This is a genomic window from Dyadobacter sp. HNCC25DJ183, from assembly GCF_056895175.1.
The window spans coordinates 71737-95705 of sequence record NZ_JBXHAP010000011.1 but is presented as its reverse complement, the minus strand read 5'-3'; the positions used below and the strand labels follow the sequence as shown (position 1 = coordinate 95705).

20 protein-coding genes are annotated in these 23969 nt (G+C 46.5%); 7 read left to right on the top strand and 13 right to left on the bottom strand.

The window, feature by feature from the left end:
• Positions 1 to 8: 8 nt before the first annotated feature.
• The 3 genes from AC1XTG_RS24895 to AC1XTG_RS24885 are packed head-to-tail and all read right to left on the bottom strand — an operon-like array spanning position 9 to position 4801.
• The gene (locus AC1XTG_RS24895) at positions 9 to 2123 is read right to left on the bottom strand and encodes a ComEA family DNA-binding protein (protein ID WP_484843825.1); all 2115 of its coding nucleotides are present in this window, start codon (positions 2121 to 2123) and stop codon (positions 9 to 11) included.
• A gap of 24 nt (positions 2124 to 2147) precedes the next feature.
• Positions 2148 to 3011: a carboxylating nicotinate-nucleotide diphosphorylase gene (gene nadC, locus AC1XTG_RS24890; RefSeq protein ID WP_056279177.1), complete on the bottom strand. Its 864-nt coding sequence runs from the start codon at positions 3009 to 3011 to the stop codon at positions 2148 to 2150.
• Between the two features lie 11 nt (positions 3012 to 3022).
• Entirely contained in the window at positions 3023 to 4801 is a 1779-nt protein-coding gene (locus AC1XTG_RS24885; RefSeq protein WP_484843824.1) for a hypothetical protein, read from the bottom strand.
• A 125-nt stretch (positions 4802 to 4926) separates the two neighbouring features.
• Here AC1XTG_RS24885 and upp point away from each other — a divergent pair, with 125 nt between their 5' ends.
• Positions 4927 to 5571, top strand: a complete 645-nt coding sequence (gene upp, locus AC1XTG_RS24880) for a uracil phosphoribosyltransferase (protein ID WP_056283050.1) — start codon at positions 4927 to 4929, stop codon at positions 5569 to 5571.
• 1 nt (position 5572) lies between these two features.
• Here upp and AC1XTG_RS24875 read toward each other — a convergent pair whose 3' ends face one another.
• Complete coding sequence (locus tag AC1XTG_RS24875) at positions 5573 to 8647, bottom strand: carboxypeptidase-like regulatory domain-containing protein (RefSeq protein ID WP_484843823.1); 3075 nt, start codon at positions 8645 to 8647, stop codon at positions 5573 to 5575.
• A 258-nt stretch (positions 8648 to 8905) separates the two neighbouring features.
• Here AC1XTG_RS24875 and AC1XTG_RS24870 point away from each other — a divergent pair, with 258 nt between their 5' ends.
• The 3 genes from AC1XTG_RS24870 to AC1XTG_RS24860 all read left to right on the top strand — a co-directional run bounded on the left by AC1XTG_RS24870 (position 8906) and on the right by AC1XTG_RS24860 (position 10574).
• Positions 8906 to 9973 carry a mannose-1-phosphate guanylyltransferase gene (locus AC1XTG_RS24870; protein WP_056279184.1) on the top strand — a complete coding sequence of 356 codons (1068 nt, stop codon included), beginning with the start codon at positions 8906 to 8908 and terminating at the stop codon, positions 9971 to 9973.
• 89 nt (positions 9974 to 10062) lie between these two features.
• Positions 10063 to 10344 carry a hypothetical protein gene (locus AC1XTG_RS24865; RefSeq protein WP_484843822.1) on the top strand — a complete coding sequence of 94 codons (282 nt, stop codon included), beginning with the start codon at positions 10063 to 10065 and terminating at the stop codon, positions 10342 to 10344.
• A complete protein-coding gene (locus tag AC1XTG_RS24860) occupies positions 10290 to 10574 on the top strand; it encodes a type II toxin-antitoxin system RelE/ParE family toxin (protein ID WP_082489047.1) in 285 nt (94 codons plus the stop codon). The genes AC1XTG_RS24865 and AC1XTG_RS24860 overlap by 55 nt, the downstream gene beginning before the upstream one ends.
• On the opposite strand, the gene recF is transcribed toward AC1XTG_RS24860, so the two are convergent.
• Entirely contained in the window at positions 10571 to 11668 is a 1098-nt protein-coding gene (gene recF / locus AC1XTG_RS24855; protein WP_056279191.1) for a DNA replication/repair protein RecF, read from the bottom strand. The genes AC1XTG_RS24860 and recF overlap by 4 nt on opposite strands.
• Positions 11669 to 11794: 126 nt before the next feature.
• On the opposite strand from recF, the gene pdhA reads away from it, so the two are divergent.
• Positions 11795 to 12826, top strand: a complete 1032-nt coding sequence (gene pdhA / locus AC1XTG_RS24850) for a pyruvate dehydrogenase (acetyl-transferring) E1 component subunit alpha (protein ID WP_484843821.1) — start codon at positions 11795 to 11797, stop codon at positions 12824 to 12826.
• Between the two features lie 138 nt (positions 12827 to 12964).
• Entirely contained in the window at positions 12965 to 13840 is an 876-nt protein-coding gene (tatC, locus tag AC1XTG_RS24845) for a twin-arginine translocase subunit TatC (protein WP_056279196.1), read from the top strand.
• Here tatC and AC1XTG_RS24840 read toward each other — a convergent pair whose 3' ends face one another.
• From AC1XTG_RS24840 to AC1XTG_RS24820, 5 genes are all read right to left on the bottom strand, one after another.
• On the bottom strand, positions 13841 to 14935 hold the full coding sequence (locus tag AC1XTG_RS24840; RefSeq protein WP_484843820.1) for an aminotransferase class I/II-fold pyridoxal phosphate-dependent enzyme: 1095 nt from the start codon (positions 14933 to 14935) through the stop codon (positions 13841 to 13843).
• A 3-nt stretch (positions 14936 to 14938) separates the two neighbouring features.
• The gene (locus AC1XTG_RS24835) at positions 14939 to 15961 is read right to left on the bottom strand and encodes a dipeptide epimerase (protein ID WP_484843819.1); all 1023 of its coding nucleotides are present in this window, start codon (positions 15959 to 15961) and stop codon (positions 14939 to 14941) included.
• 11 nt (positions 15962 to 15972) lie between these two features.
• Complete coding sequence (locus AC1XTG_RS24830) at positions 15973 to 16848, bottom strand: NAD kinase (protein WP_056279207.1); 876 nt, start codon at positions 16846 to 16848, stop codon at positions 15973 to 15975.
• Between the two features lie 91 nt (positions 16849 to 16939).
• A complete protein-coding gene (locus tag AC1XTG_RS24825) occupies positions 16940 to 17611 on the bottom strand; it encodes a CBS domain-containing protein (protein ID WP_056279209.1) in 672 nt (223 codons plus the stop codon).
• Between the two features lie 87 nt (positions 17612 to 17698).
• Positions 17699 to 18472: an alpha/beta fold hydrolase gene (locus tag AC1XTG_RS24820; RefSeq protein ID WP_056279212.1), complete on the bottom strand. Its 774-nt coding sequence runs from the start codon at positions 18470 to 18472 to the stop codon at positions 17699 to 17701.
• Positions 18473 to 18896: 424 nt separating this feature from the next.
• Here AC1XTG_RS24820 and AC1XTG_RS24815 point away from each other — a divergent pair, with 424 nt between their 5' ends.
• Positions 18897 to 19817: an alpha/beta hydrolase gene (locus AC1XTG_RS24815; RefSeq protein WP_484843818.1), complete on the top strand. Its 921-nt coding sequence runs from the start codon at positions 18897 to 18899 to the stop codon at positions 19815 to 19817.
• On the opposite strand, the gene AC1XTG_RS24810 is transcribed toward AC1XTG_RS24815, so the two are convergent.
• The 3 genes from AC1XTG_RS24810 to AC1XTG_RS24800 form a co-directional block, all read right to left on the bottom strand.
• Positions 19808 to 20959 carry a polysaccharide biosynthesis protein gene (locus AC1XTG_RS24810; protein WP_484843817.1) on the bottom strand — a complete coding sequence of 384 codons (1152 nt, stop codon included), beginning with the start codon at positions 20957 to 20959 and terminating at the stop codon, positions 19808 to 19810. The two genes, AC1XTG_RS24815 and AC1XTG_RS24810, sit on opposite strands and share 10 nt — an antisense overlap.
• Before the next feature lie 110 nt (positions 20960 to 21069).
• Complete coding sequence (locus AC1XTG_RS24805) at positions 21070 to 22467, bottom strand: NADH-quinone oxidoreductase subunit N (RefSeq protein ID WP_056279217.1); 1398 nt, start codon at positions 22465 to 22467, stop codon at positions 21070 to 21072.
• 8 nt (positions 22468 to 22475) lie between these two features.
• Entirely contained in the window at positions 22476 to 23924 is a 1449-nt protein-coding gene (locus AC1XTG_RS24800; protein WP_056279220.1) for a complex I subunit 4 family protein, read from the bottom strand.
• Positions 23925 to 23969 lie beyond the last annotated feature (45 nt).

The following is a 23969-nucleotide window of genomic DNA, read 5'->3' as shown; positions in this document are numbered from 1 at the left end:
TTTTAAAATCAATTAAGCTCGTATATGAGCTGCATTTTCAGTTCGCTTCGCGTGTGCCCGCGAATCTCGTTCAGGCCTGAGCTGATCGTTTCCAGTTGTGTATAGTTGGTCTGAGACCAGCGAGCCCAAACTTTCATTTTCTTTGAAATCGTGTAACGCAGCATCAGATAGTGACGCGTTCCCACGTCGGAATAAGCCGGAATGGAAAATGCGTAGAGCATATCCTTTTCATAAGCGTACTGTCTGCTTTCGTAATCGTCAGTATTAAACCATGCAATGCGACTGCTGAGTTCGATCCGGGATAAATGCAAGGTAATATCCTGAAAAACAGTAATGCCCTTGGACTTCTGTTTTCCTTTCAGCCCCGAATCACCCACCTGGCATCTCGTTCGCAAGGAGAATTTCATCGGCATTTCGTATTCAAAATTAATCATGGCAGTCCGGCGAACCGACATAACCAGTCCGGTTGCTGGCGCTTTATTTTCTGGCGCATTGCGCTGCTTGTGCTTTTCGTGCATTAATGCATACACATTCAGCCGCTTACTGGGTTTGTAAAGACAATGCAGATAATAGTCGAATCCGCTGGAAGGTGCATCAACCTGAAATTTCAGCCAGGGAAACCAGAACCGGTCAACATAGCCGCTGAACTGCCAGCGGCGGGACGGCATGAAGCGCAGCCCTCCGTAAAGTCCGTTCTCGTTAATAGGCCGGGTATTCTCACTAATAGCATTTCCGTAAAATGTATGGAAACTACGGGCATAATGTCGCGCCAGGATAGTAGCATCCCACTTTTTACCCAAACTCACAATATTTCCCAAGAGTAGCCCGGTACCTTTTGACAGCGAAACGGCGCCTTCTCCTAAGACGTGGAAATTACGCCAGCGATAATCTCCGTGAAGGCCGGCGATCAGATTGTGTTTTCCTGTAAATTCAAATTGATTGTACGGAAGACTGCGTTTGCGGATTGTAGTGGGATAGAAAGTGTGAAGTGCAGTTATGCCGATCTGCCCATTTTGTGCGAGGTGGTGCAGTAAATGCGCGCCGATATTCTGCTCCTGGAGGATATTGTGTTTTTCGATCTCACTGCTTGTCCGGTGGTAACCATTGATGGGCAGCGAAGTCACGAGTTTTCCTGCGGCGCTTTCATCTATTGCTGCGTCTCTTTTGGTTTTTGAGTAAAATAGTGAGATCGTGGTGTACCTGTCAATAGCATAGGTAGCTGCTGCGCCGCGAAAAAAGTTGGCTTCGCCGGAAGAAGTATAAGGTTTAAAGCCCAGCGTGCTGCGGTACCCGGTCTTGATCACTTCTGCTCCTTTCCCCAGAGAAAACCCAGCCCCAAGTACCATTCCCTGCCCGGCCTGCATTTGATAGTCGCCAAGCACCAGGTTCTTCCATCTTCTCCGGTTCATCATTTGCGCGTGAAAGGATGAAAAGTCTGCGCCGAAAATATGGCGGCCTGCATTCCAGTCCCAAAGCGCCTCGCCCGCATCCTTGTCCATTGTAAATCCAATACTGTAAGAGCCGCTGCGTGCATTGCGGTAGCGCAGGTATGCATTATAGGGGCTTCCCGCATAGCTTGCGGCCGAATGGGAAGACGAATCCTGTTTCAGAAATCCTTTCTGCTTTTCAAGTACCCTGCCGGTGCGAAACATCAGGAAGTGCTGCCCCGGACTTCGTAAAGCCTCCCGGATGGAGCTTGTTTTCGGATTTAATGTAACGAATGGAAGTAATCGGTTGATGGTGACAAGATCGTAACCAGGTATGGCTTGCAGTTCGTAGAGCGACAGGAATGGACCTGCTTGTTCGCGGTAGCTGAGCAATGCCCTCACCTGCACGTCAGTGAGGATCAATGTGCCCGAAAGCTCGTCGGCAGTAACAGCATTAATGTCGAGCGGATTGGTGTATAGATGCAAAAGTGACTCAAACAGTTCCGAATAATCCGTGTCTTCCGATGGAACAGGGAAAAGTGCTGCTACAAACTGGTTGATATCAATGTCCCTCTTTGGAGGCTCCTGGCTGCGAGCTGCTTTTGAAGAGAAGAGGAAAGCGGTAAAATACAGGAACAACAGGCCAATGTGGCCTCTTTTGTAATAAGCGTATGCGATAAGTCCTGTATACTGCATACGCTGTTGGTATGTTGATAGAGGTTAGAAGGCTTTTAAACTTAAATCCAGGCTTCGCGCCTGGTGCGTTAATGCGCCGCTTGATATTCCGTCCACTCCCGTTTCGGCGACTGCGCGGAGGGTTTTTTCGGTAATATTCCCCGAAGCTTCTGTTTCAAACCGCCCGGCGATCTTTTTCACTGCGGCGCGCAAATTGTCGAGTGAAAAGTTGTCGAGCATAATGATATCAACCTGTCCAACCCGCAAAACTTCATCTACTTCAGCCAGGCTGCGTGTCTCAATTTCTATTTTCAGGTTTTTACCGGTTTGCGCCAGGTACTTGCGTGCCCCGGTGATTGCCGCTTCAATTCCGCCTGCGTAATCAACATGATTATCTTTCAGCATAATCATATCGTAAAGCCCCATCCGGTGATTTACCGCGCCGCCAATCTTCACTGCCAATTTTTCAAACAGACGGAAATTCGGCGTTGTTTTACGGGTATCCAGCAATTTCACCGGCAGGTCTGCAATGAGCGATGACATTTGTCTTGAATAAGTCGCTATCCCGCTCATTCGCTGCATGGTATTAAGCACCAGCCGTTCAGCTTTCAGGATCAGCCGCGCGCTACCTTCGACTATAAAAACAATGTCACCTGTTTTGACGTCGGTTCCGTCAAAAAGTAACACATCAATTTTTAATGGGGGATCGTTATAAAACGTAGCAGTTTCTTCGAAGATGATTTGCGCCACTTCCACACCAGCCAGAATGCCGTCCTGCTTGACGAGCAACTTGGCACGCTTCACGGCATTTTCAGGTACGCTGGACAGAGAAGAGTGATCGCCGTCGCCAATATCTTCCAGTAATGCGAGCCGGATCAGGCTACGAATTTCATGTGGGTCAGTTTCCATATGGTTGTATTTCAATAGGTTTGCTGGCGGTAAGCCATATTGTAGCGCAGTGCGATAGTCCAGGTGTTGGACCTGGCGGCCACTTTCGTATCCGTTGAATTAACGTTCCTGAAAAGGTAGCGGCCGTCTACAAAAAAATTATGCGCGAATGAATAAGAGAGTCGTAAATCCGCGAAACTGGTACTTGCCTTGATTCCCTGGCCGATTTTCTGGTTTACTTCGCCGTCACGATTGAAACTTCTGCCTTCGTAACTTTTAGAAATGTCCCCTCCATAATTCATCATCGTGTTATTGCTGGGATCTTTTCCCTGCGTGGCAAGCATCACAGTACCATAAGCTGAGAGGCGGGAAGTAAGCTTGTAGCGCAGAATGGCGAGGTATTCACGAAAATTAGCGCCCAGCGGGTGTGCGAGCGACTGCCCGTAATGCATGTAATTGCGGCCACCATCTTTATGAGAGTAAGTGTAGGGACGAACCAAATTATATTCTGCCTGTAAGTCCAGGTTAGGTACACCGAATGCATCTACGTACTTGGCACCAACTTGCAGACTGTATTTATTCGTCCAGGATTTGCTGCCATTGAAAAGGAATTTTGTTAAAAATTCATCTAAAACAAACTGCCCGTAAACAGAAGCCTGATTTGCGACAAGCCAGCGGAAATCAAAACCAAGCAATGCATTGTCCTGACTACCTATATATGATTCAACATATCTGTAAAAAATGATCGGATTGAGATAATTGAGATCATATCCGCCGCCAACGGTATCCCGGTTGAAAACTTCGGCTTCAAACACCCCAATATTGATCTTATCCGTCAGGTTGAAGCTCAAATGGTGAATGGCTGCAAACTTTTTATGCCTCAGTTCTCCTGTAAAAGCATTGGAAGATGCATTGATCATGCTCGTCCAGAGATTGGTATAATGGAATTTGCCCAATTGTGTGTCCAGGCGCAAAAAGAGGTAGGGACTGCTGTTATCAGAAAGGATCAGGGAGCGGTAGCCGCTACCAAAAGTGTTATGATCGTGGCCGAAGCGGAGGTTAATGCTTTTCAACGGACGAAATGTGATATACCCGCGTGCACTCAGAAAGTCTTTTCCATTGCGCGTGGTTTTCGCCAACCCTTCTCCAGGGAAGCTTTTTGCGACTTGTGCCAGATCGCCAAAATTGTTTACATAATTCGGAAACCGTCCTTGATTATCAGCAACGTAGGTGTAAAAGCCCAACTTTTCATTGATCATACCCCGGATCTCAACGCCCCTCGCCGTAAACCACATGGTAGAATCGGTAGTAAGACCACCGGCGGAAAAATGATCCCGGCCAATGAAGTTAGTAGTGGTAAAATTAAAATGCAGGTCGAAGTCCTTATTATGAATGCTGTAAAGGTCGGCGGGGTGGTGGAAAAACCTTCTTTTCTGCCCCTTCGGAGGCACTTTGAACCAATGCAGTCGTGAAAGCTGGTCGTATTTCAGGGAATCCGTCGCGACCATTCCGTTTGTCCATTCCCAGCTGTCTTCCCGAAGGTAATCGATCGTCTCCCAGTCGCGTTCGGTGAAGTTTACAGTTCCCTCTTTGAGAATAGAATCGGTAAGTGCAACAACCGCCTTTCTCTCAAATGGTTTGGTATTATAGTGAAAACCTTCCGTGAGTTTGCCGCGCTTGATTTCCAGGCGGTCGATCAAATGGTAGTAGTCGTCGTTGAATGGTATAAATGAACTTTGTGCGTGTCCGTATGACAGGGATACCAGTATGATCAACAAGGTTTTAAGATACCGGCTTATTCCTGGAACCATAGGCAAACAAAATCTACTGTTCACACAAATCGAACTTTTGCGAAGAATTTTTAGAATTATACATCCAAATTACGTCAATGAATTTGTATTATCTTGCATGGAGTAGCTTAAAAACTGTCGATTATATGTTTTTACTAACCCAAAAACCTTCCATTGCCGATCACTATCTGGCCGAGTTGCGTGATGTAAATTTTCAAAGAGACCGGATGAGATTTCGTCGGAATATGGAGCGGTTGGGGGAGCTGCTGGCCTATGAACTTTCAAAAACTTTGACCTTCCGAACCTCCAAAGTGGAGACCCCACTCGGGCAGGCGCCTTCTCGTTCATTGCTGCAACCGATTGTCCTCGCCACCATTTTACGCGCCGGACTTCCCCTTCACCAGGGTTTCCTGAACATTTTCGACCATGCAGACAATGCATTTATCGGCGCTTACCGCGGGCATCACATTAACGATGAGGATGAGTTTGAAGTTGAAATGGACTATATCACAAGTCCCGACCTGACAGGCAAGATCCTTGTGCTGATTGATCCGATGCTGGCAACCGGCCGGTCTATGGAAAAAGTATATCATGCATTGCTTCGCTTTGGTATTCCTGCTCAAACCCATATCGCCTCCGTGATCGCCAGTCCCGAAGGCGTTGAATTTCTGCAGCAGCGCATTCCGCAATGCAGGCTCTGGCTCGGCGCAGTCGACCAGAAACTGAATGAACAATACTACATTGTTCCAGGCCTGGGCGACGCTGGTGACCTTGCTTACGGAGAAAAATAGCCTAGTTCAGCAATTCATCAAAGGTGATACTTATATAATAGGTAGAGCCTACATTCGGGCTGGCGTAAGATTGAATGTATGACTTACCCAGCAGGTTGGTCCCGCCCACTTTTATAATGGATTTGATCGGGGAAACTTTCAGGCTTACCTGCGCGTCCAGATTGTGAATAGCCGGGACTTTGGTATTTGAAAAAACAGGAATACCCGTACTCGTAGGTACCACAAAGCTTGATTCCCATACAAAAGCCTGCTGATAACGATACACAACATTGAAGCCCAGCGAGTTGCTGCTGGTGATTCTTTTGCCAAAATTGACATTGTAGCGGTACTTCGGCGTATTGAAAGATGAATACTGGACTTCCGGTGAAGGAGTGAAGTTGCGTAGCTCATTGTTCGCGACATTTCCGCCTGCATTGAAGCCGCGCGGCAAAGCATAATTAAGTCCGATCGCGAAGCCGGTGGTTGTAATTGTTTCCGATGTATTTACAACCCTGGAAAATCCATTGAAGCTACCCACGCCAATGCCGGATTCTACAGGTAGCCCTGGCGCCGCCGCTGCCGTAGGAACCACGATGACTGCCCCACCAATCAGGTTCTTGTATTGGCTCACATAATAGTAAGCATCGATAAAGAGCTTTTTTGCAATAACTCCTTTGTAACCAATCTCATAAGATGCAATCCGCTCGGGTTGTAAACGTCTCGCATTGTATTTGGGAAGTTTTGCGAGCGCGTAAGCCTGCGCTAGGGTAGGTACCAGGCCTGGCACCTGCGCGGCGAGGATACCGGGAAGTTGCGAAGAAAGTACGCCTGGCAGAGTCTGGTTCACGCCATTGGTAATCGCGTTTTGAATGGCGGTGGCCTCATTAGGAATTTGGCCGGCTGCCACGGCTTGGTTTACTGCCGCGGTAACCTGCGTTGTAACTGCCTGCGTAATGGCGGCTGTGGCTTGCTGGGTTACCACTACTTTGGCGTAGGTGGTGGCACTTGCAACGATGCTCGGGTCGCTGTTGATCACTTTTGTGATTGCTTCCGTCGAGAGATTCTGCCGCAATATCCCGTTGGACAGATTGTACCTCGCGTCAAATTCGGGTAAGCCGCCTATCAGTGTGCCGGCTGGTGTTTTCAGGTCGATATATTGGTTTTGGGTGGTGGGAATGCGAAATCCGGTTTGGTAGGAGAGACGAATATTGTGCTCACCGAAAGTGGTTACCGCCGATATCCTGGGTGTAAACTGGCCTTTAAAATTCTCATTCTTATCATATCTGATCGACCCGGTGAGTTTCAAATGGTCAGACAGGAGTGATTTGCCAGCCTGCAAAAACGCGCCCCATTCATTGATCGGGATTGTTCCCGAGCGGCCTTCTTTTGTATCGGCAAATAAGGTACCTGCCGAGCGCAACTGATACTGCCTGAAATTAGCTCCGACAAGTACTTCTACTACTTTGATCTGGTTTTTGAAATTGTAAAAACCTTCCACGTGATAAAGATTGGTTTTATCCGCAAAACCGCCGCCACCTTCTACAATGGGCATATTCCGGTACTTATCTAAAAGCTGGGCGAAGGCGGGTGTTCCCGGCATAGGCATATTCGCGTCAGCAGTTTGGCGGGAAAGTAAATGCGCCTGTGCCTCGTCGCTGCCAGCCGCCCGCGCTGTGGCGAATGCGCCGGTATACTGGCCAAACCAGACGTTATTCGGTTTGAAGTCGTTCAGCATCGAAACAGCCGCTAGTCCGGACAAGTACGATTTACCCGATCTTTCCTGCGTGGTGTAAGCACGTACCGTGAAATTATCTCCGCGCAGTTCGAGCTTTGCCTGTGTCAGGTTGAAGTTGCGCAATGCATAGCGGCCGGTACCTGTATAAACGGTTGTTCCGTATCCATAATTAACCTGCGCGACGGCTTCTACTTTTTCATTGATCCGGTAATGTAAAGCTGCATTTGCTTTGAAGCTCTTGGTATTATAATCCACGAGATCTTTTTCACGATAGCCTGTGCGACTTACAAACTTACTGGGTACCAATCCAACTGCTGCCTGCGGGATCTGTCCCGCGTTGGCCAGCGACTGTGCTACTGCATTGATGTTGGTTTGAATTTCATCTCCGTAAACATTAGCCCCGTCATAATCCAGCGCAGTCCCCGCTCCCCGACCGGAATCTGCATTTCCACCGACATTCAAATTGGTGTAATTGGTTGCTTCCCAGTCTGTTGCTCTGATCAGCGAAACATTTGCTTTGAATGCGATTTTGTTATTAAATGCTTTTGCATACCGGATTGTTGCATCTACGAACGGTGTCGTAGGTTTGTTTCTGCGCGATTCGTGCATGATCCCGCCCTTTACACTGGCACTCAGTCCCTGGTACAGAAAAGGACTTTTACTGTTCATCAGGATCAGTCCATTCACTGCATTGGGTCCGTATAGTGCAGACGCAGCACCTGGAAGTACCTCGACACTTTCCACGTCCAGCTCCGGAATGCCGATAATGTTGTCGAGCGGGAAGTTGAGGCCGGGTGCCTGGTTGTCCATTCCGTCGATCATCTGCACGGTTCGCGGGTTACCTGTGCTGCCGAAGCCACGCATATTCACCGACTTGAACAGGAAACCCTGGGTGGTCATATCAATGCCTTTCAGGTTATTCAGTGCGTCGTAAAAACTGGCAGAAGGAGTGTCACGCATGTCGCGCAAGGTCATTTTTTCAATTGCAACCGGGGATTTCATCACCGATTCTTCTACCCGGGAAGCGGATACTACCACTTCTTCGCCTAAGGTAATTTGCTCAACCAATTGAATGTCAAGGTTGGGCTGACCGGTAGTAACGGCTACTTCCTGGGTTTGAAAGCCGACTGACGAGATGACAAGCGTGAAAGGCGGGACAGAGCTGGTATTGAGGCTAAATTCTCCTTTGTTGTCGGTGATGGTACCCGCCACTTTTCCTTTGATCTGAATACTAATACCTGCCAGCGGCTCGCGGGAGGTTGATTCTGTTACTTTGCCTTTCAGGCTGATCTGGCAAAACGCAATAGCAGGGAGCAAAAGCAGCAAGATCAGAACATGGATTTTCGTAAAAATTGATCCCATTGATTTCAAGTTTTTGATGTGGATTATACAGAAGTAACGTACAAAATTTTCTTTGAAATTTGACAGAATTATCCGGGCAAAATTTTGTTGACAATCATGTGGTCACAGGTGTATTCAGGATGATTTCAAGTGTTTTTACGAGCCAGTGGCTGTTTTATGGTAATTTAACTTGCCTTTTTGACTGCTAGAGCCGGCATAATGATGCTTTATCACTAGTTTTGAAGACCTTTCAATAACGCTTATAACAAAATATTCGTAATGCAGGATACTTATGTGATTATCATGGCAGGCGGAGTGGGTACCAGATTCTGGCCATTCAGCCGGACCGATTTCCCGAAGCAATTTCACGATGTACTCGGTACCGGACAGACGCTTTTGCAACAAACTGTTGAAAGATTTGACGGAGTTTGTCCGATCGAAAATATTTATATCGTCACCAGTCAGGAATACAAGGGACTCGTAAAAGAGCAGATCCCGGCATTGTCTGATGATCAGATCCTGCTGGAACCGAACCGCAGGAACACAGCGCCCTGCATTGCTTATGCCTGTTACAAGATTGCAGCGCGTAATCCCAATGCGAACGTGGTAGTAGCGCCTGCTGACCATATTATTCTTAAAAGTGACGTTTTCAGAGACACCATCAAGGTTGCTCTGGGAGCTACGCGGAATGAAGATATCCTGGTTACGCTGGGTATCCAGCCAACCCGGCCCGATACCGGATATGGTTACATTCAGTACATTCCTGATAAACTGACAGTCAAAAAGGTTAAATCCTTTACCGAAAAACCTCATCTGGAACTCGCATTGCAGTTTTTAGATAGCGGCGATTTCGTATGGAATGCAGGCATTTTCGTTTGGAATATCAATGCATTTAAAAAGGCATTGAACGAGTTCCAGCCTGAGATCGCAGAAATATTCAGCGGAGGCGAAAACCACTATTATGTTGAAACCGAGGATTCGTTTGTTCAGCGCGCGTATGCGCATTGCGGCAGTATTTCCATCGACAACGCGATTATGGAAAAAGCGGACAACGTTCACGTGGTTTTAAGCAATTTCGGCTGGTCGGACCTTGGTACCTGGAAGTCACTGTATGAAGTTTCGGAAAAAGATTCGAACCTGAATGTAACAGACGGAAACCTGATCCTGCACAATACAACAAATTCAATCATCAAAACGCCGGCAGACAAACTTGTTGTAATCAACGGTCTTGACGGCTTCATCGTAGCTGAATACGACGGAGTGCTTCTGATCTGCAAAAAAGAAGAAGAACAGAAAGTGAAGGAGTTTGTAGCCCAGGCGAAGGAGTTGAATCCGAAGTATGTATAAGGAGATACCGTTAGAAAAATGCCAGGCTGTGAGGTCTGGCTTTTTTGTTTTTATCCAGTAACTTTATAATACACTGTCAAGGCTAGAATATGTCAGCATCGGAACTTAGAGCAGAAGCGATTCGGATCGTTAAAGAAATTGACGACAACAGAATGGAAGATCTGTTGAAAATGCTCAATTGTTTAGTGGAACAGCAAAATGCGCAATCGATCGAAATAGATCCTGCCGAACTCAACCGGCTCTTAACAGAATCTTTAAAACAAGCTCAACAAGGAAATTTAATCCCGAATGAACAAGTACTTAAAGAAGGCAAAGAGTGGCTTACGAAGTTAAATGGACGGCGGATGCAAGGAGAGACTATACCGAAGTAATCTCCTATTTATATGATCAATGGGGATTTGAATCTGCGGATCAATTTACGGACAAGCTCAAATTCCAGCTGGATTTGCTGAGTAGATATCCATTCATGGGTAAAAGGCATCGGACTTTTAGTTCTGTTCACGAATTTGTTTTGGGAAGGCATCAAACGCTGTACTATACAGTTTTTGACAATACGGTTCTGTTAATGAATATCCGCGATAACAGGCGCTCAAATAACTAGTTAGTTTGCACCTTCTCGATCTCGAAGAACCGCACATCCGCTTTTACATTCTCCAGAATCTTCTGGGAGCGTTCCGGTCGGGCGTCGGTGATGAAGACCTGGCCGAGGAAGCCGGTATCAACCAACTCGATCAGCTTCTGAATGCGGCGGTCGTCGAGTTTATCAAAAATATCGTCCAGCAACAGAATCGGCGTTTTTCCTTTTTCTTCTTTCAATAACTCAAACTGCGCCAGCTTTAATGCGATCAGGAAAGACTTTTGTTGTCCCTGTGAGCCGAATTTCTTGAGTGTAACTTCGTCGATTTCAAATACGTACTCGTCTTTGTGAATGCCCTTTCCCGTGCGTTGCGCATGCAAATCGCGGCTGCGGTTTTTCCTGAATTCTGCCGGAAAGTCGGGGCTGGATACTTCACTTTCGTAAATTACATCAACCTTCTCTTTCCCGCTGCTCAAAAACGCATAGTACTTATGGAACAATGGTAAGAACCGCTCCATAAACCGGCTGCGATGATTGTAAAGCCTTTGGGAAAGTATAATCAGCGGTTCATTGTAGGTTTCGAGCAGGTCCTCGTCGAGGTAATTTCTTTCGGCAAACAGCTTTAGTAATCCGTTCCGGTTGTTCAGGATCTTGTTGTATTGCAGAAAATCTTCGAGGTATCCCTCCGTCGCCTGTGCCAGTACGCCGTCGAAAAAGCGCCTGCGCTCCTCGCTGCCCTCACGGATCACATCAGTATCGTCGGGCGCGATCAGTACGAGCGGGAAAAGCCCGATATGGTCGCTGAGCCGCTCATAGTTCTTCTTGTCGGACATGAATACCTTTCGCTGGCCGCGCTGAAAACTGCAGGTAATCTGCGTGTGGCGCGACTTATCGGCAAACACGCCGTCAATAACAAAGAAATCAAATCCGTGTTTAATGCCCAGCGCATCCTGATTGTGGAAGGCACTTTTGGTGAGTGTCAGAAAATAAATTGCATCAAGGAGATTCGTCTTGCCGCTGCCATTCTCGCCAACCAGGCAGTTGACATGTTCACCGAAGGTCAGGGCTTTCTCCTCATAACTTTTAAAGTATGTAAGGTGGAGCTTTTCTAGCCACATGAACTTCTTTGTTATTTAGTTTATGCTTATTTTCGCAAATCATTGCGTGAGTACGGCAAAAAACAGACTCTGTTCAAACCACTAACTTTAAGACAAAGTTCTGTCTTTATAAACGAGAACCAAATAATGGCCACCGTTACTGAAAAAAAGAAATCATCTGCCCCAAACAAAGTACAGCATTCAAAAGAGCGGTATCTGTTCTGGTTCGAGAACATGCTTTTACAGCGTCGTTTTGAAGAAAAAGCGGGCCAGCTTTACGGTCAGCAAAAAATCCGGGGTTTTTGCCATTTGTATATCGGTCAGGAAGCTTGTTCTTCGGGAGCTGTTACCGCGCTCAAAGAGGGTGATAAATACATTACCGCTTACCGCGATCATGGTATCCCGCTTGCGCTGGGAACTTCACCCAATGCAATCATGGCAGAGCTTTACGGTAAGAAAACAGGAACAACCAAAGGAAAAGGCGGTTCTATGCACATTTTCGACAAAGAAAAAGGCTTTGTCGGTGGTCACGGGATCGTTGGAGCACAAATTCCATTAGGTGCCGGGATTGCATTTGCAGAGAAATACAACAAGACAGATAACGTTTGTATCTGTTACTTCGGTGACGGTGCGATTCGTCAGGGTGCATTCCACGAAGCGCTGAACATGGCGATGAGCTGGAAGCTGCCTGTGATCTTTGTTGTTGAAAACAATGGATACGCAATGGGTACCTCCGTAGCCAGAACTTCCAATGTAACAGAACTTTATACGCTGGGCGAAGCTTACGATATTCCTTCGGAGCCGGTTGACGGAATGAGCGTGGAGGCAATTCACGAATCTGTAACCCGCGCTGCCGAGCGTGCACGTAAAGGAGAGGGTCCTACTTTCCTTGAATTCCGTACTTACCGCTACCGCGGTCACTCCATGTCAGATCCTCAGAAATACCGCTCGAAAGAAGAGGTAGAAGAGTACAAGCACAGAGACCCTATCGAGCAAATCCGTGCGGTGATCCTCGACAACAAGTTTGCAACGGAAGAGGATCTTGAAAACATTGATAAAAAAGTAAAAGAAATCGTAGCAGAATCTGTTCAGTTTGCCGAAGAATCGGAATTCCCGGATCCAAAAGAAGCTTACACAGATGTTTATGTAGAATCGGACTATCCATTTATCATGGACTAATCTGATCAGAAGAGTTAGCTGAAAAAACCCGCCGGAATACTTCGACGGGTTTTTTAGGTAAATTCAGCTTTTACAGAACGCCCGTGATCCTGTTTTTGCTTTTTGACGTAAATAGAAATTTAGTAATAGTCTTATAATATGCCCTTGGATCAGGAATTTGATAGCGAAGAAGAAGGCAGCGAAGGTAAAGAGATGTCGTTTATCGGGCATCTGGAAGAATTAAGGTGGCACGTTATCCGTGCGGCTGCTTCTATCCTGGTTTTTGCCATTATAGCATTTATCTACATACAGGAAATTTATCACTACGTTATTATTGCACCATCGCAGCCCGATTTCTGGACTTACAGAATGTTGTGTAAGCTGGCTGATGTGGTTGGTTATGATGAACTCTGTGTGAAAGCATTAAATTTCAAATTGCAGGTGATCGGAATGGGCGACGCATTTACGATGAGTATGACCTCTTCCGTAATTGCAGGTTTGATATTCGCATTTCCTTATGCTTTTTGGGAAATATGGCGGTTTATCAAGCCGGGTCTGAAACCTTCGGAACGCCGGTCAGCGAGGGGTGCTGTTTTCTATGTGACGTTTCTCTTCTTTACAGGAGTATTATTCGGTTATTATGTAGTAAGTCCGCTCGCTATCAACTTTTTGGCCAACTATACGTTGGACGAGTCTATCATTAATGAATTCAGTCTTGCTTCCTATATTTCGCTTGTTGCTACGTTAACACTGGCTTGCGGCATTGCATTCCAATTGCCGATTGTGGTTTTTGTATTGGCGAAAGTGGGTGTACTTACTCCTTCTTTCATGCGGGAATACCGCAAGCATTCATTTATTGTAATCCTGATTGTGGCCGCGATCATCACGCCGTCGCCTGATATTTACAGCCAGGTTTTGGTAGCAATCCCATTGTTTATACTATATGAAATAAGTATTCTCGTGTCGTCCAATGTGGAGCGTGAGAAGTTGCGGGAGGAAAAACGACTTGCAGATCTGGGTAATACGCCGGATTAATCAGGAGATAAACTGCTTGCAGACCTCGGCCAACCGGTCGAGGTCTTTTTGTTGGTGGGCTGCGCTGATCACTATGCGGGTCACAGGATTGGAGGAAGGCAGCGGGTATGAAAAGCAGGAAGCCATAATCCCGTGTTGCAGCAGAAAATCAAACAGGCTTGCATTGGCACTGCAAAATACCGGATAGTGCGCGATGGTTTTGAACAAGCTTTCCGGACCTGAAAACAAGTTGTTGAAATGATTGATATTTTGGGTCAAGACCTGGTGCATCTGCACATATATCCCATTGTTCATGAGCTTGTGGAATGCAAATGCATAGGAAGGAGCCGCGGGAGATGCGCCGGCAAACCAGGGAGAATGGCTGAGGAAATCAAGCTCCTGCTGCCCACCCCAGATAACCCCTGCCGGGATTCCCAGCGCTTTGTTTAGTGAAGAGACAAACAATGTTCTGGCTTTTACGGCTGCATTCAGGAATGCATTTACACCTGCTCCGCCCGTTCCTGTCACACCCAGTGTATGTGACTGATCAATGATCAGCCGGCAGTTTGCGGGAGCGGGGATATCGTTGAAAATGGAGAGATCCAGGTATTCTGCAACGGGCGAACCCACTGCGTCGGTACAAATGATGTGGAAGATATCCTTTTCTTCCTTGACAGCAGCTACGGTTTGATGCGCCCAGGCATTCCATTCCGCGTTACTACTTTCGTATTGATTACCCCAAAGTGCCGGATGGACGCGCGGCGAATAATGGTAAGCTACATGATCAGCTCCATCAATTATAGAAACCAGGCTCTCGATTTCACGCATTAAAATCTGCCCGGCCAGCATACCAGAGGATACGAGCAAGGCGGCCGGTGTTTTCTGCCAGGTTGCAAAGCGTGCCTCTGCTTCACTGAAAATGCCAAGCTGCAGACTATTACTTCTTGAACTGCCAAAATGCGTCCCGTACCTTGTAATACCTTCATTGAGGAAGGTTTGAAAATCGGCATTGTGGCCCATTCCCAGGTAGTCTGTTCCGCTAAACCACAGGTATTCTGTTCCTTTATCCGTTTTGACGGTTCGCCCGGGAAGGTGATTGGTCAGGTGTAATGCCACGGTCTACGCAGTTGGAAATTTCAGGAGCGCGCCGCTTCCATTCCGTTGCGGAAAGATAATGCGGCCAAAATCGAATCCTACGCCTTCGGCAGGATCGTTGGTGATCAGCAAAGATCCGTCCATATCGACATAGTCGAGGAGCGGCAGCAGGTGCGCAATGGCGGATATTCCCACGCTTGTTTCAGTCATGCAGCCTACCATTGTTTTCATACCGAGCGATTTCGCTTCGGCAATCATTCTTTTGGCTGCGGTAGGGCCGCCGCATTTGGTCAGCTTTACATTGACGCCGTGAAAGAGGCCCGCACAGTCTTGTACATCACTTTCCAGGATACAGCTTTCATCCGCAATTACAGGCAATGCGCATTCAGCAAACACCTTTTTCATTCCTTCAATATCCTGCGCAGGAAGTGGTTGTTCGATAAATTCGACGTCCAGTGCTTTTAGTTTTGGGGCTAAGGAAATGGTTTGCGCTGCTGTCCACGCGCAATTTGCATCCACACGGAAGATCGCATCCGTATTTTTTCGCAGCTCCTGCACAATCCGCAGATCGTCGGCAGTGCCTAATTTGATTTTGTAAATAGGCCAGGGAAGCTCCTGCATTTTGGATACCATCTTTTCCACCGTGTCAATGCCGATAGTAAAGTTGGTCAGCGGGATATTGTCGAGGAACAAGCCCCAGTTTTCGTAAAGCTTTTTACCAGCCTTTTTGGCAAAAAAATCATGTGCAGCTTCGTCCAAAGCGCATTGCGCAAATGAATTTTCTTTTAAAACCGGATGTACAGCAGTCCAGAGTTCTTCCGCTGACTGGTAGTTACCTGCCTCCACGATTGCTCTGGCTTGTTCCAGCGCTTCAATCATGTTGTCGATTGTGACACCATAGTAGGGATTAGCGGTAGCTTCTCCAAGGCCGCTCGAAGTATCATCGGCCAGCTCCACAATCAGCGTCTGCTGAATGTCACGCGAGTCGTGCGCAATCGTGAAAGTATGTTTTAATGCAAGGTCAAAAGTGTGGTATATCAGCTTCATGGAGGTATAAATTAGTTACGCATATCAAGTCCCCACGACAGTTTGTTCCTTAATGTATTTAAAAAACTGTCGTCTTTCATCTTGATCAGCTTGGCGGTAAAGTCGGCTTGTTTGACTGTCAGATGTGTGTTTTCATCAACGATCCTCGATCTGGCATCAAGGGAGACAAGGAAATTGTTGCTCCGGCTTTTCACTTCCAGCCTGATCACTGCGGTATCTTCTACAATCAATGGACGTACATTGAGATTGTGCGGGCTGATCGGGGTAATTATAAAGTTTTGTGAATGCGGCATTAAAACGGGTCCGCCGCAGCTAAGAGAGTAACCAGTTGAGCCCGTTGGCGTAGATACGATCAGCCCGTCTGCCCAGTAAGAATTCAGAAATTCCTGGTTCAGGTAGGTATGCACCGTGATCATGGAAGAGGTATCTGTTTTGGTGATGGTAAAATCATTCAGACCAAAATTCAACCCATCGAAAAGATCCAGGTTAGATTCAATGGCTACCAATGTTCGCTCGTCAATGCGGAACTGGTTTGTTTCCAGTGCATTGATCATATCCGTAATCCGCTCGGGAGGTACTGTGGCGAGAAATCCAAGCCGACCAGTGTTAATCCCGACTGCGGGGATAAGGCGTCTTCCCACGTGTGAGACGGTTTCGAGCAAGGTACCGTCGCCGCCCATGCTCACAATCAGATGTGCGTCGTAAAGTTCTTCGGGTTTTTCGTAAACCAGCTCCGAGTAATGAGCTATACCGATCTGGTCCAGGAAAGTGCGGAAAGGTTTTGAGAGCTGTATTTCAATTTTCCTGCGGTTCAGTTCATTGAACATGTTTTCAATAAACGGTCGGGCGGACTCATTAAAATTGCGTCCATGAATGGCTATTTTCATGAAGAAAAGTGATAATACAGATGGTTCCTTCCGAAAGATAAGCGACAAATATGCCGTTTCAAAAGCCGGAGGAAATTTGAAAGGGAAAGAACTAGGTAGCCAGGTACCTCAAAAGCATGTCCAGGCGCTCCTGGTCAAAGCTTTCAATCGGATCGTTGGCGTGTGCTTCAACGATGTCGTAACCGAAACGTTCCAGCGTCGCAATAATAGGGGTAATGCTGGTTCGGTTGAGTTTCAAAGTGAGCTGAGCTTCGTTGGTCGGGTTGTAAACTTCTCCCGAAGAATAGTAGCTGCTTAGTATTTTGGTTCCGTTTGATTCTATCAGCCGGCTGATTTCCGATAGTGAATAGCTTCTTTCAGCAACTTTGAGTACGATAACCGCACCTTTTTCCTGAACACCAAGCTCATTTACAAAATGCTCGATCAGGTCATTTACCAATATACTGCCGGCAAAGCTGCGATCTTCATGCAAAACGGGGATAATCCGTAATCCAAACTGGTTTACAAGGCGCAACAGTTCGTAAGGGTGTTGATCTTCCGATGCAAAAATATCCTTGTGCTGGATAATGATTTTGGAAAGAACTTCGGAGCTATCGGCAATGTCAAAGAGGATATCTTCTGAAACAATACCCTGGTATACACCCAGGTCTGAGACGATCAGTTGCTTGACGCCGAATTCATCCATCCAATCCAATGCAGTAGCCACCGAATCGGTTGGTTTAAGCACAGGAATCATCGGATTTATAAGGGAAATTGCAAGCATTTTCAGAACGTCTTTTTTCGAAGCTATAAAAAAACTGTATATCTATCAACTTTCGTCTAAAAAGAAATTTCCCCGAAGCTGCCTGATTTATACCATCGGCACTGAAACAGTCTTTTCAAGGAAACTCTCCAAAATCACGTTGAATTCTTCGGGATGCTCCATCATCGGGGCGTGGCAACACTTATCAATAAAGTAAAGCTCCGAGTTGGCAATCAGCCTGTTGAATTCATAACCGACGTGAGGCGGTGTAATGGTGTCATTCAAACCCCAAACCAGCAGTGTAGGAACGTTGATTTCGTGTAAATCTTTTGCCAGGTTGTGCCTTTGTGCCGATTTAGCGATCCCAACAATGCTCATGCACTTTGGAATGCTGGAAGTTGTTTCAAAAACTTCATCGATCAAATCCTTGGTCGCAACTTTCGGATCATAAAAAGTGTAAGCGACACGCTCTTTGATATAATCGTAGCTTCCACGTTTTGGAAAAGAGCCGCCCATTGAATTTTCAAATAACCCGGAGCTGCCCGTCAGCACAAGCTTATTGACATTGCTTTGGTTTTTCATTGTGTAAAGCAAGCCGATGTGTCCGCCAAGTGAGTTACCGATCACCGTTAGATTCGAAAGCGCCTTAAAAGCAACAAAATCTTCCAGAAATGCGAGCAATGCTTCCAGGCCGGCTTCTCTGGGAGGAAGCTCGTATATAGGCAAAAGCGGGATAATTACCCGGTAGCGATTCGAGAAATGGTCGATAATACCGTCCCAATTACTCAGCGCACCGAAAAGGCCATGCAAAAGCAACAATGTTTCGCCCTTCCCTTCGTCGATAAACTGAAACCTGCCCTCTGCATGTACTGGATATTTCATGCGCTTATTGTGGATTTAACTTATGAAAGGTATTACAAATCTGATCGGAGAACCAATTATCACTTAAGAAAGAAACAAGTGAATGATTTGGTTACTCTACAAAACTACTTATTTTTTCAATTCGTTCAGCGTGCAAAGTAACTCCGGCAAAATCATTTTCTTGTAAATATTATATTAATAAGATTATAAGCAAGTGTTTGACATAGAATGGTGCAATTTTGTTCCTCTGCCTGCTGGTATGTGCCGCTTTTCAGACGGTAAATCCGGGATACTGTCGCCTTCAACCTATGGATCTTGTAAAAGTTGCCGGAAGCTATAACAGAACTTTGCAAATACCACCCTGCACTTGTCGAAAGTTAGGTAGAAATAACTTCCGGCTGCATTAGAAAAAGATTAGAAACAGGTATTCTTAACAATGTTAAAAATGGATAAAATCTGCAAAAAAGGAAGACTTAGCTGCGTAATGGTGTTTTTGCTGGCAGTTAATTTCAGTACATACGGCCAGCAGGAAATGGCGCTTTATCCAGCCGGAATACCAAATTCAATCCCCGGTTCTGATCAGGAAACGAACAAAGATTTTATAGTGCGGAATGTTTCCAAACCGACATTAAAGGTGTTTTTACCCGACCCCGCCATTGCAAACGGAACTGCTGTGATTGTTTGTCCGGGAGGCGGTTATGGTGTTCTGGTAATTGATCGGGAGGGTTACCAGGTTGCGAAAGAATTGAACAAAATCGGGATTGCTGCATTCGTACTTAAATACAGGCTGCCTTCGGAGCAGATCATGAAAGACAAATCGCTCGGTCCATTACAAGATGCGCAAAAGGCAATTGCGACTGTCAGAGAACGCGCAGCGGAATGGAAAGTTGACCCAAAGAAAATTGGCATTATGGGTTTCTCAGCCGGCGGGCATCTTGCAGCCACTGCGGGAACGCACTATGACAGCAGTTTTATTGACAACCCTAAAAAAACCAGCTTACGGCCGGACTTTATGATCCTCGTTTATCCGGTAATCAGCTTTACTGACAAAATCGGGCACAAAGGATCTTCGGCGAATTTGTTGGGGCAAAATCCGGCAATGGAAAAGGTGAAGTACTTTTCTAATGAACTGCAAGTAACGAAGACCACGCCTCCCGCGTACCTTACTCACGCCGGAGACGACACGGTTGTACCGATCTCGAATAGTATCCGATTTTACGACGCGCTTAATGAAAAAGGAATTCCCGCAGACCTGCATATCTATTCCAAAGGTGAGCACGGTTACCTCAAAGAGCCTTCATTCGACGAATGGTTTGGAAGGTGCAAGCTCTGGATGCAGGTAAACGGGTTGCTATCTCAGAAATGAGAAGCTGCATCTACATCGATTCGCACAAGATCCGCAGCATTTTCATATTCAGGTAAGATCTGTTTTAAAGTGGCTATAATCTGCCCTGGGTTGGCTGAATTCAATGCAGTACTTAGTTTTTTAAATATAATCTCAAAATCGTGGTAGCGGTTATCGCTGCTTGCGGCAATGCGCATTCCTGAATGTGCCGCGGGCGTTTCGGTCTCATCGTCATTAAGCAAATCTTCATGCAGCTTTTCGCCAGGTCGTAAGCCGGTGTAGCAAATACAAATATCTACGTGTGGCGTCAGGCCTGCTGACCTGATCATCTGCCCTGCAACTGCTTGCACCGACACCGGTCTGCCCATATCGAAGAATACAATCTTGCCATAGTAGTCAGACGAGGTCGCCTGAAGAACCAACTGACAGGCTTCGTCCGCCGTCATCAGATAACGGCTTGCGTCACGATGTGTGACGGTAACCGGCCCGCCGGCTTCAATCTGCTTCTTGAAAATGGTAATAAATGAACCGCTGGATCCCAGCACATTTCCGAAGCGGGTAATCGTGAATTTGGTGCCTGATTGTTCGCAGCTTTGCCTGATATACAATTCGGCCAGCCGCTTGGTAGCGCCCATTACACTCGCGGGCCTGACTGCCTTATCAGTTGATATGAAAATGAATTGCTTAACTCCATAACGCACAGCCAGATCTACGAGGATTTTTGTCCCGAAAATATTAGTCCGAACAGCTTCGTAGGGATGTTTTTCCATAACCGGCACGTGCTTGTATGCAGCGGCGTGAAACAGGATATCGGGCTGCATTTGCCGGATAATTTGCTCCATTCTCAAAGAGTCGGTAATGTCGCCAATGAATGCAGTAAGCCTGATATGGGGATAGCGGGGTTGTAAAGCAACTTCCATTTCAGTGAGCAGTGTTTCCGACTGATCAATGAGGATCAGGGATTTTGGATTAAGCTGACATACCTGCATTGCCAGCTCGCTCCCGATCGATCCTGCGGCACCTGTGATTAGGATAACGGCATTGCTGATTTGCTTTCTGATATGCGCATTATCCGTTTGAATCGGCTCACGTGAGAGCAACTGTGAAAGGTTGAATGCGCTCTGGTTTTCCTGGGAATGTCTGTCGGGAAGAGTTCGTGTCATTTGATATCTGTAAATGCGGTAGATATCCTTTTGACGTACGGTTGGGAAAAGGGTAACAAAAAAGAGCTGCAAATTTGCAGCTCTTTTTACAAAACGGTTTTTACAAAGTCTCAGATCAGGTTCTCGAATATGCCAGGCGCTAGTCCAAACAGGATTGTAAGGAATGTCGCCAGCACGAGAATCGCCTGATAGAAAGGCGCAACGCGGATTTTCATCAGGTCGCCTTCTTTCAAATAAGAAGAGATGATCACCCGGAAATAGTAGTAGATACCGACTGTTGACATTAAAACTGCTATTACGGTGATCCAAATAATACCTCGCTCTGCCGCACTTGTGAAGATGAAAAATTTGCCCCAGAACCCAGCTGTCAGCGGAATTCCCGCAAGTGAAAGCATGGAGACTGTCAGCACAAATGCCAGCAATGGATTTTGTTTTGCCAATCCGTTGAATGCATCATAATATTCATTGGGCTGACCTTCGATCGTTTTCTCTTTTGACACCAGCATCAGTACACCAAATGCACAGATTGTCGAAAGTGAGTAGGCAAGTGAATAGAAAATAATCGCGTTTTGTGATGGTTTTGACAATGCGGTAAGTGCGATAAGCAGATAACCCGCATGCGATATACCCGAATAGGCCAGCATTCTTTTGAAGCTGTTCTGGCTCGTGGCGCCGATATTACCAACCAGCAGCGTAAGTACCGCGATAGCCGCGACAACAATCCACCAGAACCCGTAAATGCCCGTGAAAGAGCCGCTGAGCAACCGGTACAGTGCAGCAAATCCGGCAGTTTTTACAACTGTCGACATGAAAGTCGTGAAAATCGTCGGTGCACCTTCGTATACATCGGGTGTCCAGAAGTGAAAAGGAGCAGCAGATACTTTGAAAAGCATTCCGATCAGCAATAGCAGCAGACCTGCATAAAGGATGTAAGACTGTGAGCCTGCCGGCATATTGGAAGCAAATCCCTGAATATGTTCCAGTTTGAAAGATCCCGTAGCGCCGTATAGCAAAGTCATTCCGAAAAGCATGAAGCCTGTCGCAAACGCGCCCATTAAAAAGTATTTAAGGGCAGCTTCGTTGGAGCGCAGGTTACGCTTGTTACTTCCTGTAAGTACATACATCGCAACAGACAGGATTTCTACGCCTATAAACAGCATAATCAAATGCTGGAAACCTACCATCATGAATGCGCCAACCAGCGAAAATAACATTAGTGCATAGTACTCTGCGGGTTCGGAATCAGCATTATCCTGGAAGCCGCCGGAAATAGCCACGATCATGAACGTAGATAGCAGTATGATACCATTGAATGCCAGAGTTACATTGTCAACCCGCAGCATATCGTAGAAGTACAGTATCGGCCCTTTGTTCCACTCGGCGAAGTTGCCAGCCAGCGCTATCAGCAAAAAGAATAATGTGGCAGGCAAAAGGATATTTTTTGATTTCGAGAAACCCAGAAAGAGGGTCACGACTCCAAAAAACGACAACAGAATAATGGGGTACATATTTATACTTAGTTATTTACCAGTTGTAAAAGTTGGCTTACAGCAGGTTCGGTTAGTTTCAGAAATGTATTTGGATATATGCCGATCCAGAAAACCATGATCACAAGCGGCAGAAGTACTGCGCGTTCGCTTGCCGTAAGGTCCTGAAATCCTTCAACCCACTTCGATTTTGGCCCAAACATCGACTTTTGGAACAGACGGAGCATGTATACCGAGCCTAGAATGATGGTAAGTCCGGCAACTGCACCAAGGATACCGTCGTATTGGAAGACGCTGGATAGCAGCAGGAATTCACCTACAAACCCGTTTGTGAGCGGCAATGCCACACTGCCCAGCAGCAGCACCATAAAATACATACTCAAATGCGGCGTACTCTGCGTAATACCGCCAAGCTGGTCGAGATACCGCGTTTTTGTTCTTGAATAAATAATATCAACGATAAAGAACAGACCAATTACATTGATACCGTGAGCAAGCATTTGAATTAATGCGCCTTGCAGTCCATTGACAGAAGAAGAAAAAACACCCGCTGCCATTAACCCCACGTGGGCAAAAGAAGAATAGGCGATCAGGCGCTTCATGTCACTTTGCTGGATCGCGATGATAGATCCGTAGATAATTCCGATCACCGAAAGGATCATTGCGAATAATCCCCAGCTTTCCATACCCGCAGGAACGATAGGAAGTAAAAAGCGGATCAAACCGTAAACACCCATTTTCAACATAATACCTGACAAAAGCATTGTTGCAGGGGTAGGGGATTCGGTGTAGGTATCGGGCTGCCAGGTATGGAATGGGAAAAGCGGCATTTTGATCGCAAACGCAATGAAGAATGCCCAGAATATAAAACCTTGTACAGCCGGTGCCAATTGCAGCTGGTAAAATGCAGTTATTTCAGAAGAATGCGTGCCCGGTGTTTGGTAGTAAAGATAAACCAGCGCCACCAGCATGAACAAACTTCCGAAGATTGTGTAGATGAAGAACTTGAACGTCACTTTCAAACGATTTTCGCCCCCCCAAACTGCCGCGAGGAAATAGACCGGTATCAACGCTGCTTCAAAGAACAGGTAGAACAGGAATGCGTCCGTCGCAGTGAATACGCCGATCAATGCGGCTTCCATGAAAAGGATCAGCGAGTAAAATGACGCGGCGTTTTTGTATGTGTGATTGAATGCAGAAAGGATGATCAGCGGAGTAAGGAATGTGGTAAGCAGCACAAGTACCAAACTGATCCCGTCAATGCCCGCGGCAAAGGAGATACCTGCATTGGCCAGCCAGGCATATTTAAAACCAAACTGGGTACCCGCGGCAGGGTCAAATTGTAGCCAGACTGCAACCGCCAGTCCAAGCGATGCGAGCCCGCCTACCAATGCAACCTGTTTGGCAAGGCGCTCACCGGATAACAAGGTGAGAATTCCAGCCGCAATCGGTAAAAGTATTAAAAGAAGAGTAAGCATATTTCAGGTCAACGGTCAGCAGTAAATGGTGAACGGATTTAGAGT

Bases quoted from the DNA above. Each gene is read 5' to 3' on its own strand.
- AC1XTG_RS24895 (WP_484843825.1), bottom strand. From the start codon at position 2,123: ATGCAGTATACAGGACTTATCGCATACGCTTATTACAAAAGAGGCCAC.
- nadC (WP_056279177.1), bottom strand. From the start codon at position 3,011: ATGGAAACTGACCCACATGAAATTCGTAGCCTGATCCGGCTCGCATTA.
- AC1XTG_RS24885 (WP_484843824.1), bottom strand. From the start codon at position 4,801: ATGGTTCCAGGAATAAGCCGGTATCTTAAAACCTTGTTGATCATACTG.
- upp (WP_056283050.1), top strand. From the start codon at position 4,927: ATGTTTTTACTAACCCAAAAACCTTCCATTGCCGATCACTATCTGGCC.
- AC1XTG_RS24875 (WP_484843823.1), bottom strand. From the start codon at position 8,647: ATGGGATCAATTTTTACGAAAATCCATGTTCTGATCTTGCTGCTTTTG.
- AC1XTG_RS24870 (WP_056279184.1), top strand. From the start codon at position 8,906: ATGCAGGATACTTATGTGATTATCATGGCAGGCGGAGTGGGTACCAGA.
- AC1XTG_RS24865 (WP_484843822.1), top strand. From the start codon at position 10,063: ATGTCAGCATCGGAACTTAGAGCAGAAGCGATTCGGATCGTTAAAGAA.
- recF (WP_056279191.1), bottom strand. From the start codon at position 11,668: ATGTGGCTAGAAAAGCTCCACCTTACATACTTTAAAAGTTATGAGGAG.
- pdhA (WP_484843821.1), top strand. From the start codon at position 11,795: ATGGCCACCGTTACTGAAAAAAAGAAATCATCTGCCCCAAACAAAGTA.
- tatC (WP_056279196.1), top strand. From the start codon at position 12,965: ATGCCCTTGGATCAGGAATTTGATAGCGAAGAAGAAGGCAGCGAAGGT.
- AC1XTG_RS24835 (WP_484843819.1), bottom strand. From the start codon at position 15,961: ATGAAGCTGATATACCACACTTTTGACCTTGCATTAAAACATACTTTC.
- AC1XTG_RS24830 (WP_056279207.1), bottom strand. From the start codon at position 16,848: ATGAAAATAGCCATTCATGGACGCAATTTTAATGAGTCCGCCCGACCG.
- AC1XTG_RS24825 (WP_056279209.1), bottom strand. From the start codon at position 17,611: ATGCTTGCAATTTCCCTTATAAATCCGATGATTCCTGTGCTTAAACCA.
- AC1XTG_RS24820 (WP_056279212.1), bottom strand. From the start codon at position 18,472: ATGAAATATCCAGTACATGCAGAGGGCAGGTTTCAGTTTATCGACGAA.
- AC1XTG_RS24815 (WP_484843818.1), top strand. From the start codon at position 18,897: ATGGATAAAATCTGCAAAAAAGGAAGACTTAGCTGCGTAATGGTGTTT.
- AC1XTG_RS24810 (WP_484843817.1), bottom strand. From the start codon at position 20,959: ATGACACGAACTCTTCCCGACAGACATTCCCAGGAAAACCAGAGCGCA.
- AC1XTG_RS24805 (WP_056279217.1), bottom strand. From the start codon at position 22,467: ATGTACCCCATTATTCTGTTGTCGTTTTTTGGAGTCGTGACCCTCTTT.
- AC1XTG_RS24800 (WP_056279220.1), bottom strand. From the start codon at position 23,924: ATGCTTACTCTTCTTTTAATACTTTTACCGATTGCGGCTGGAATTCTC.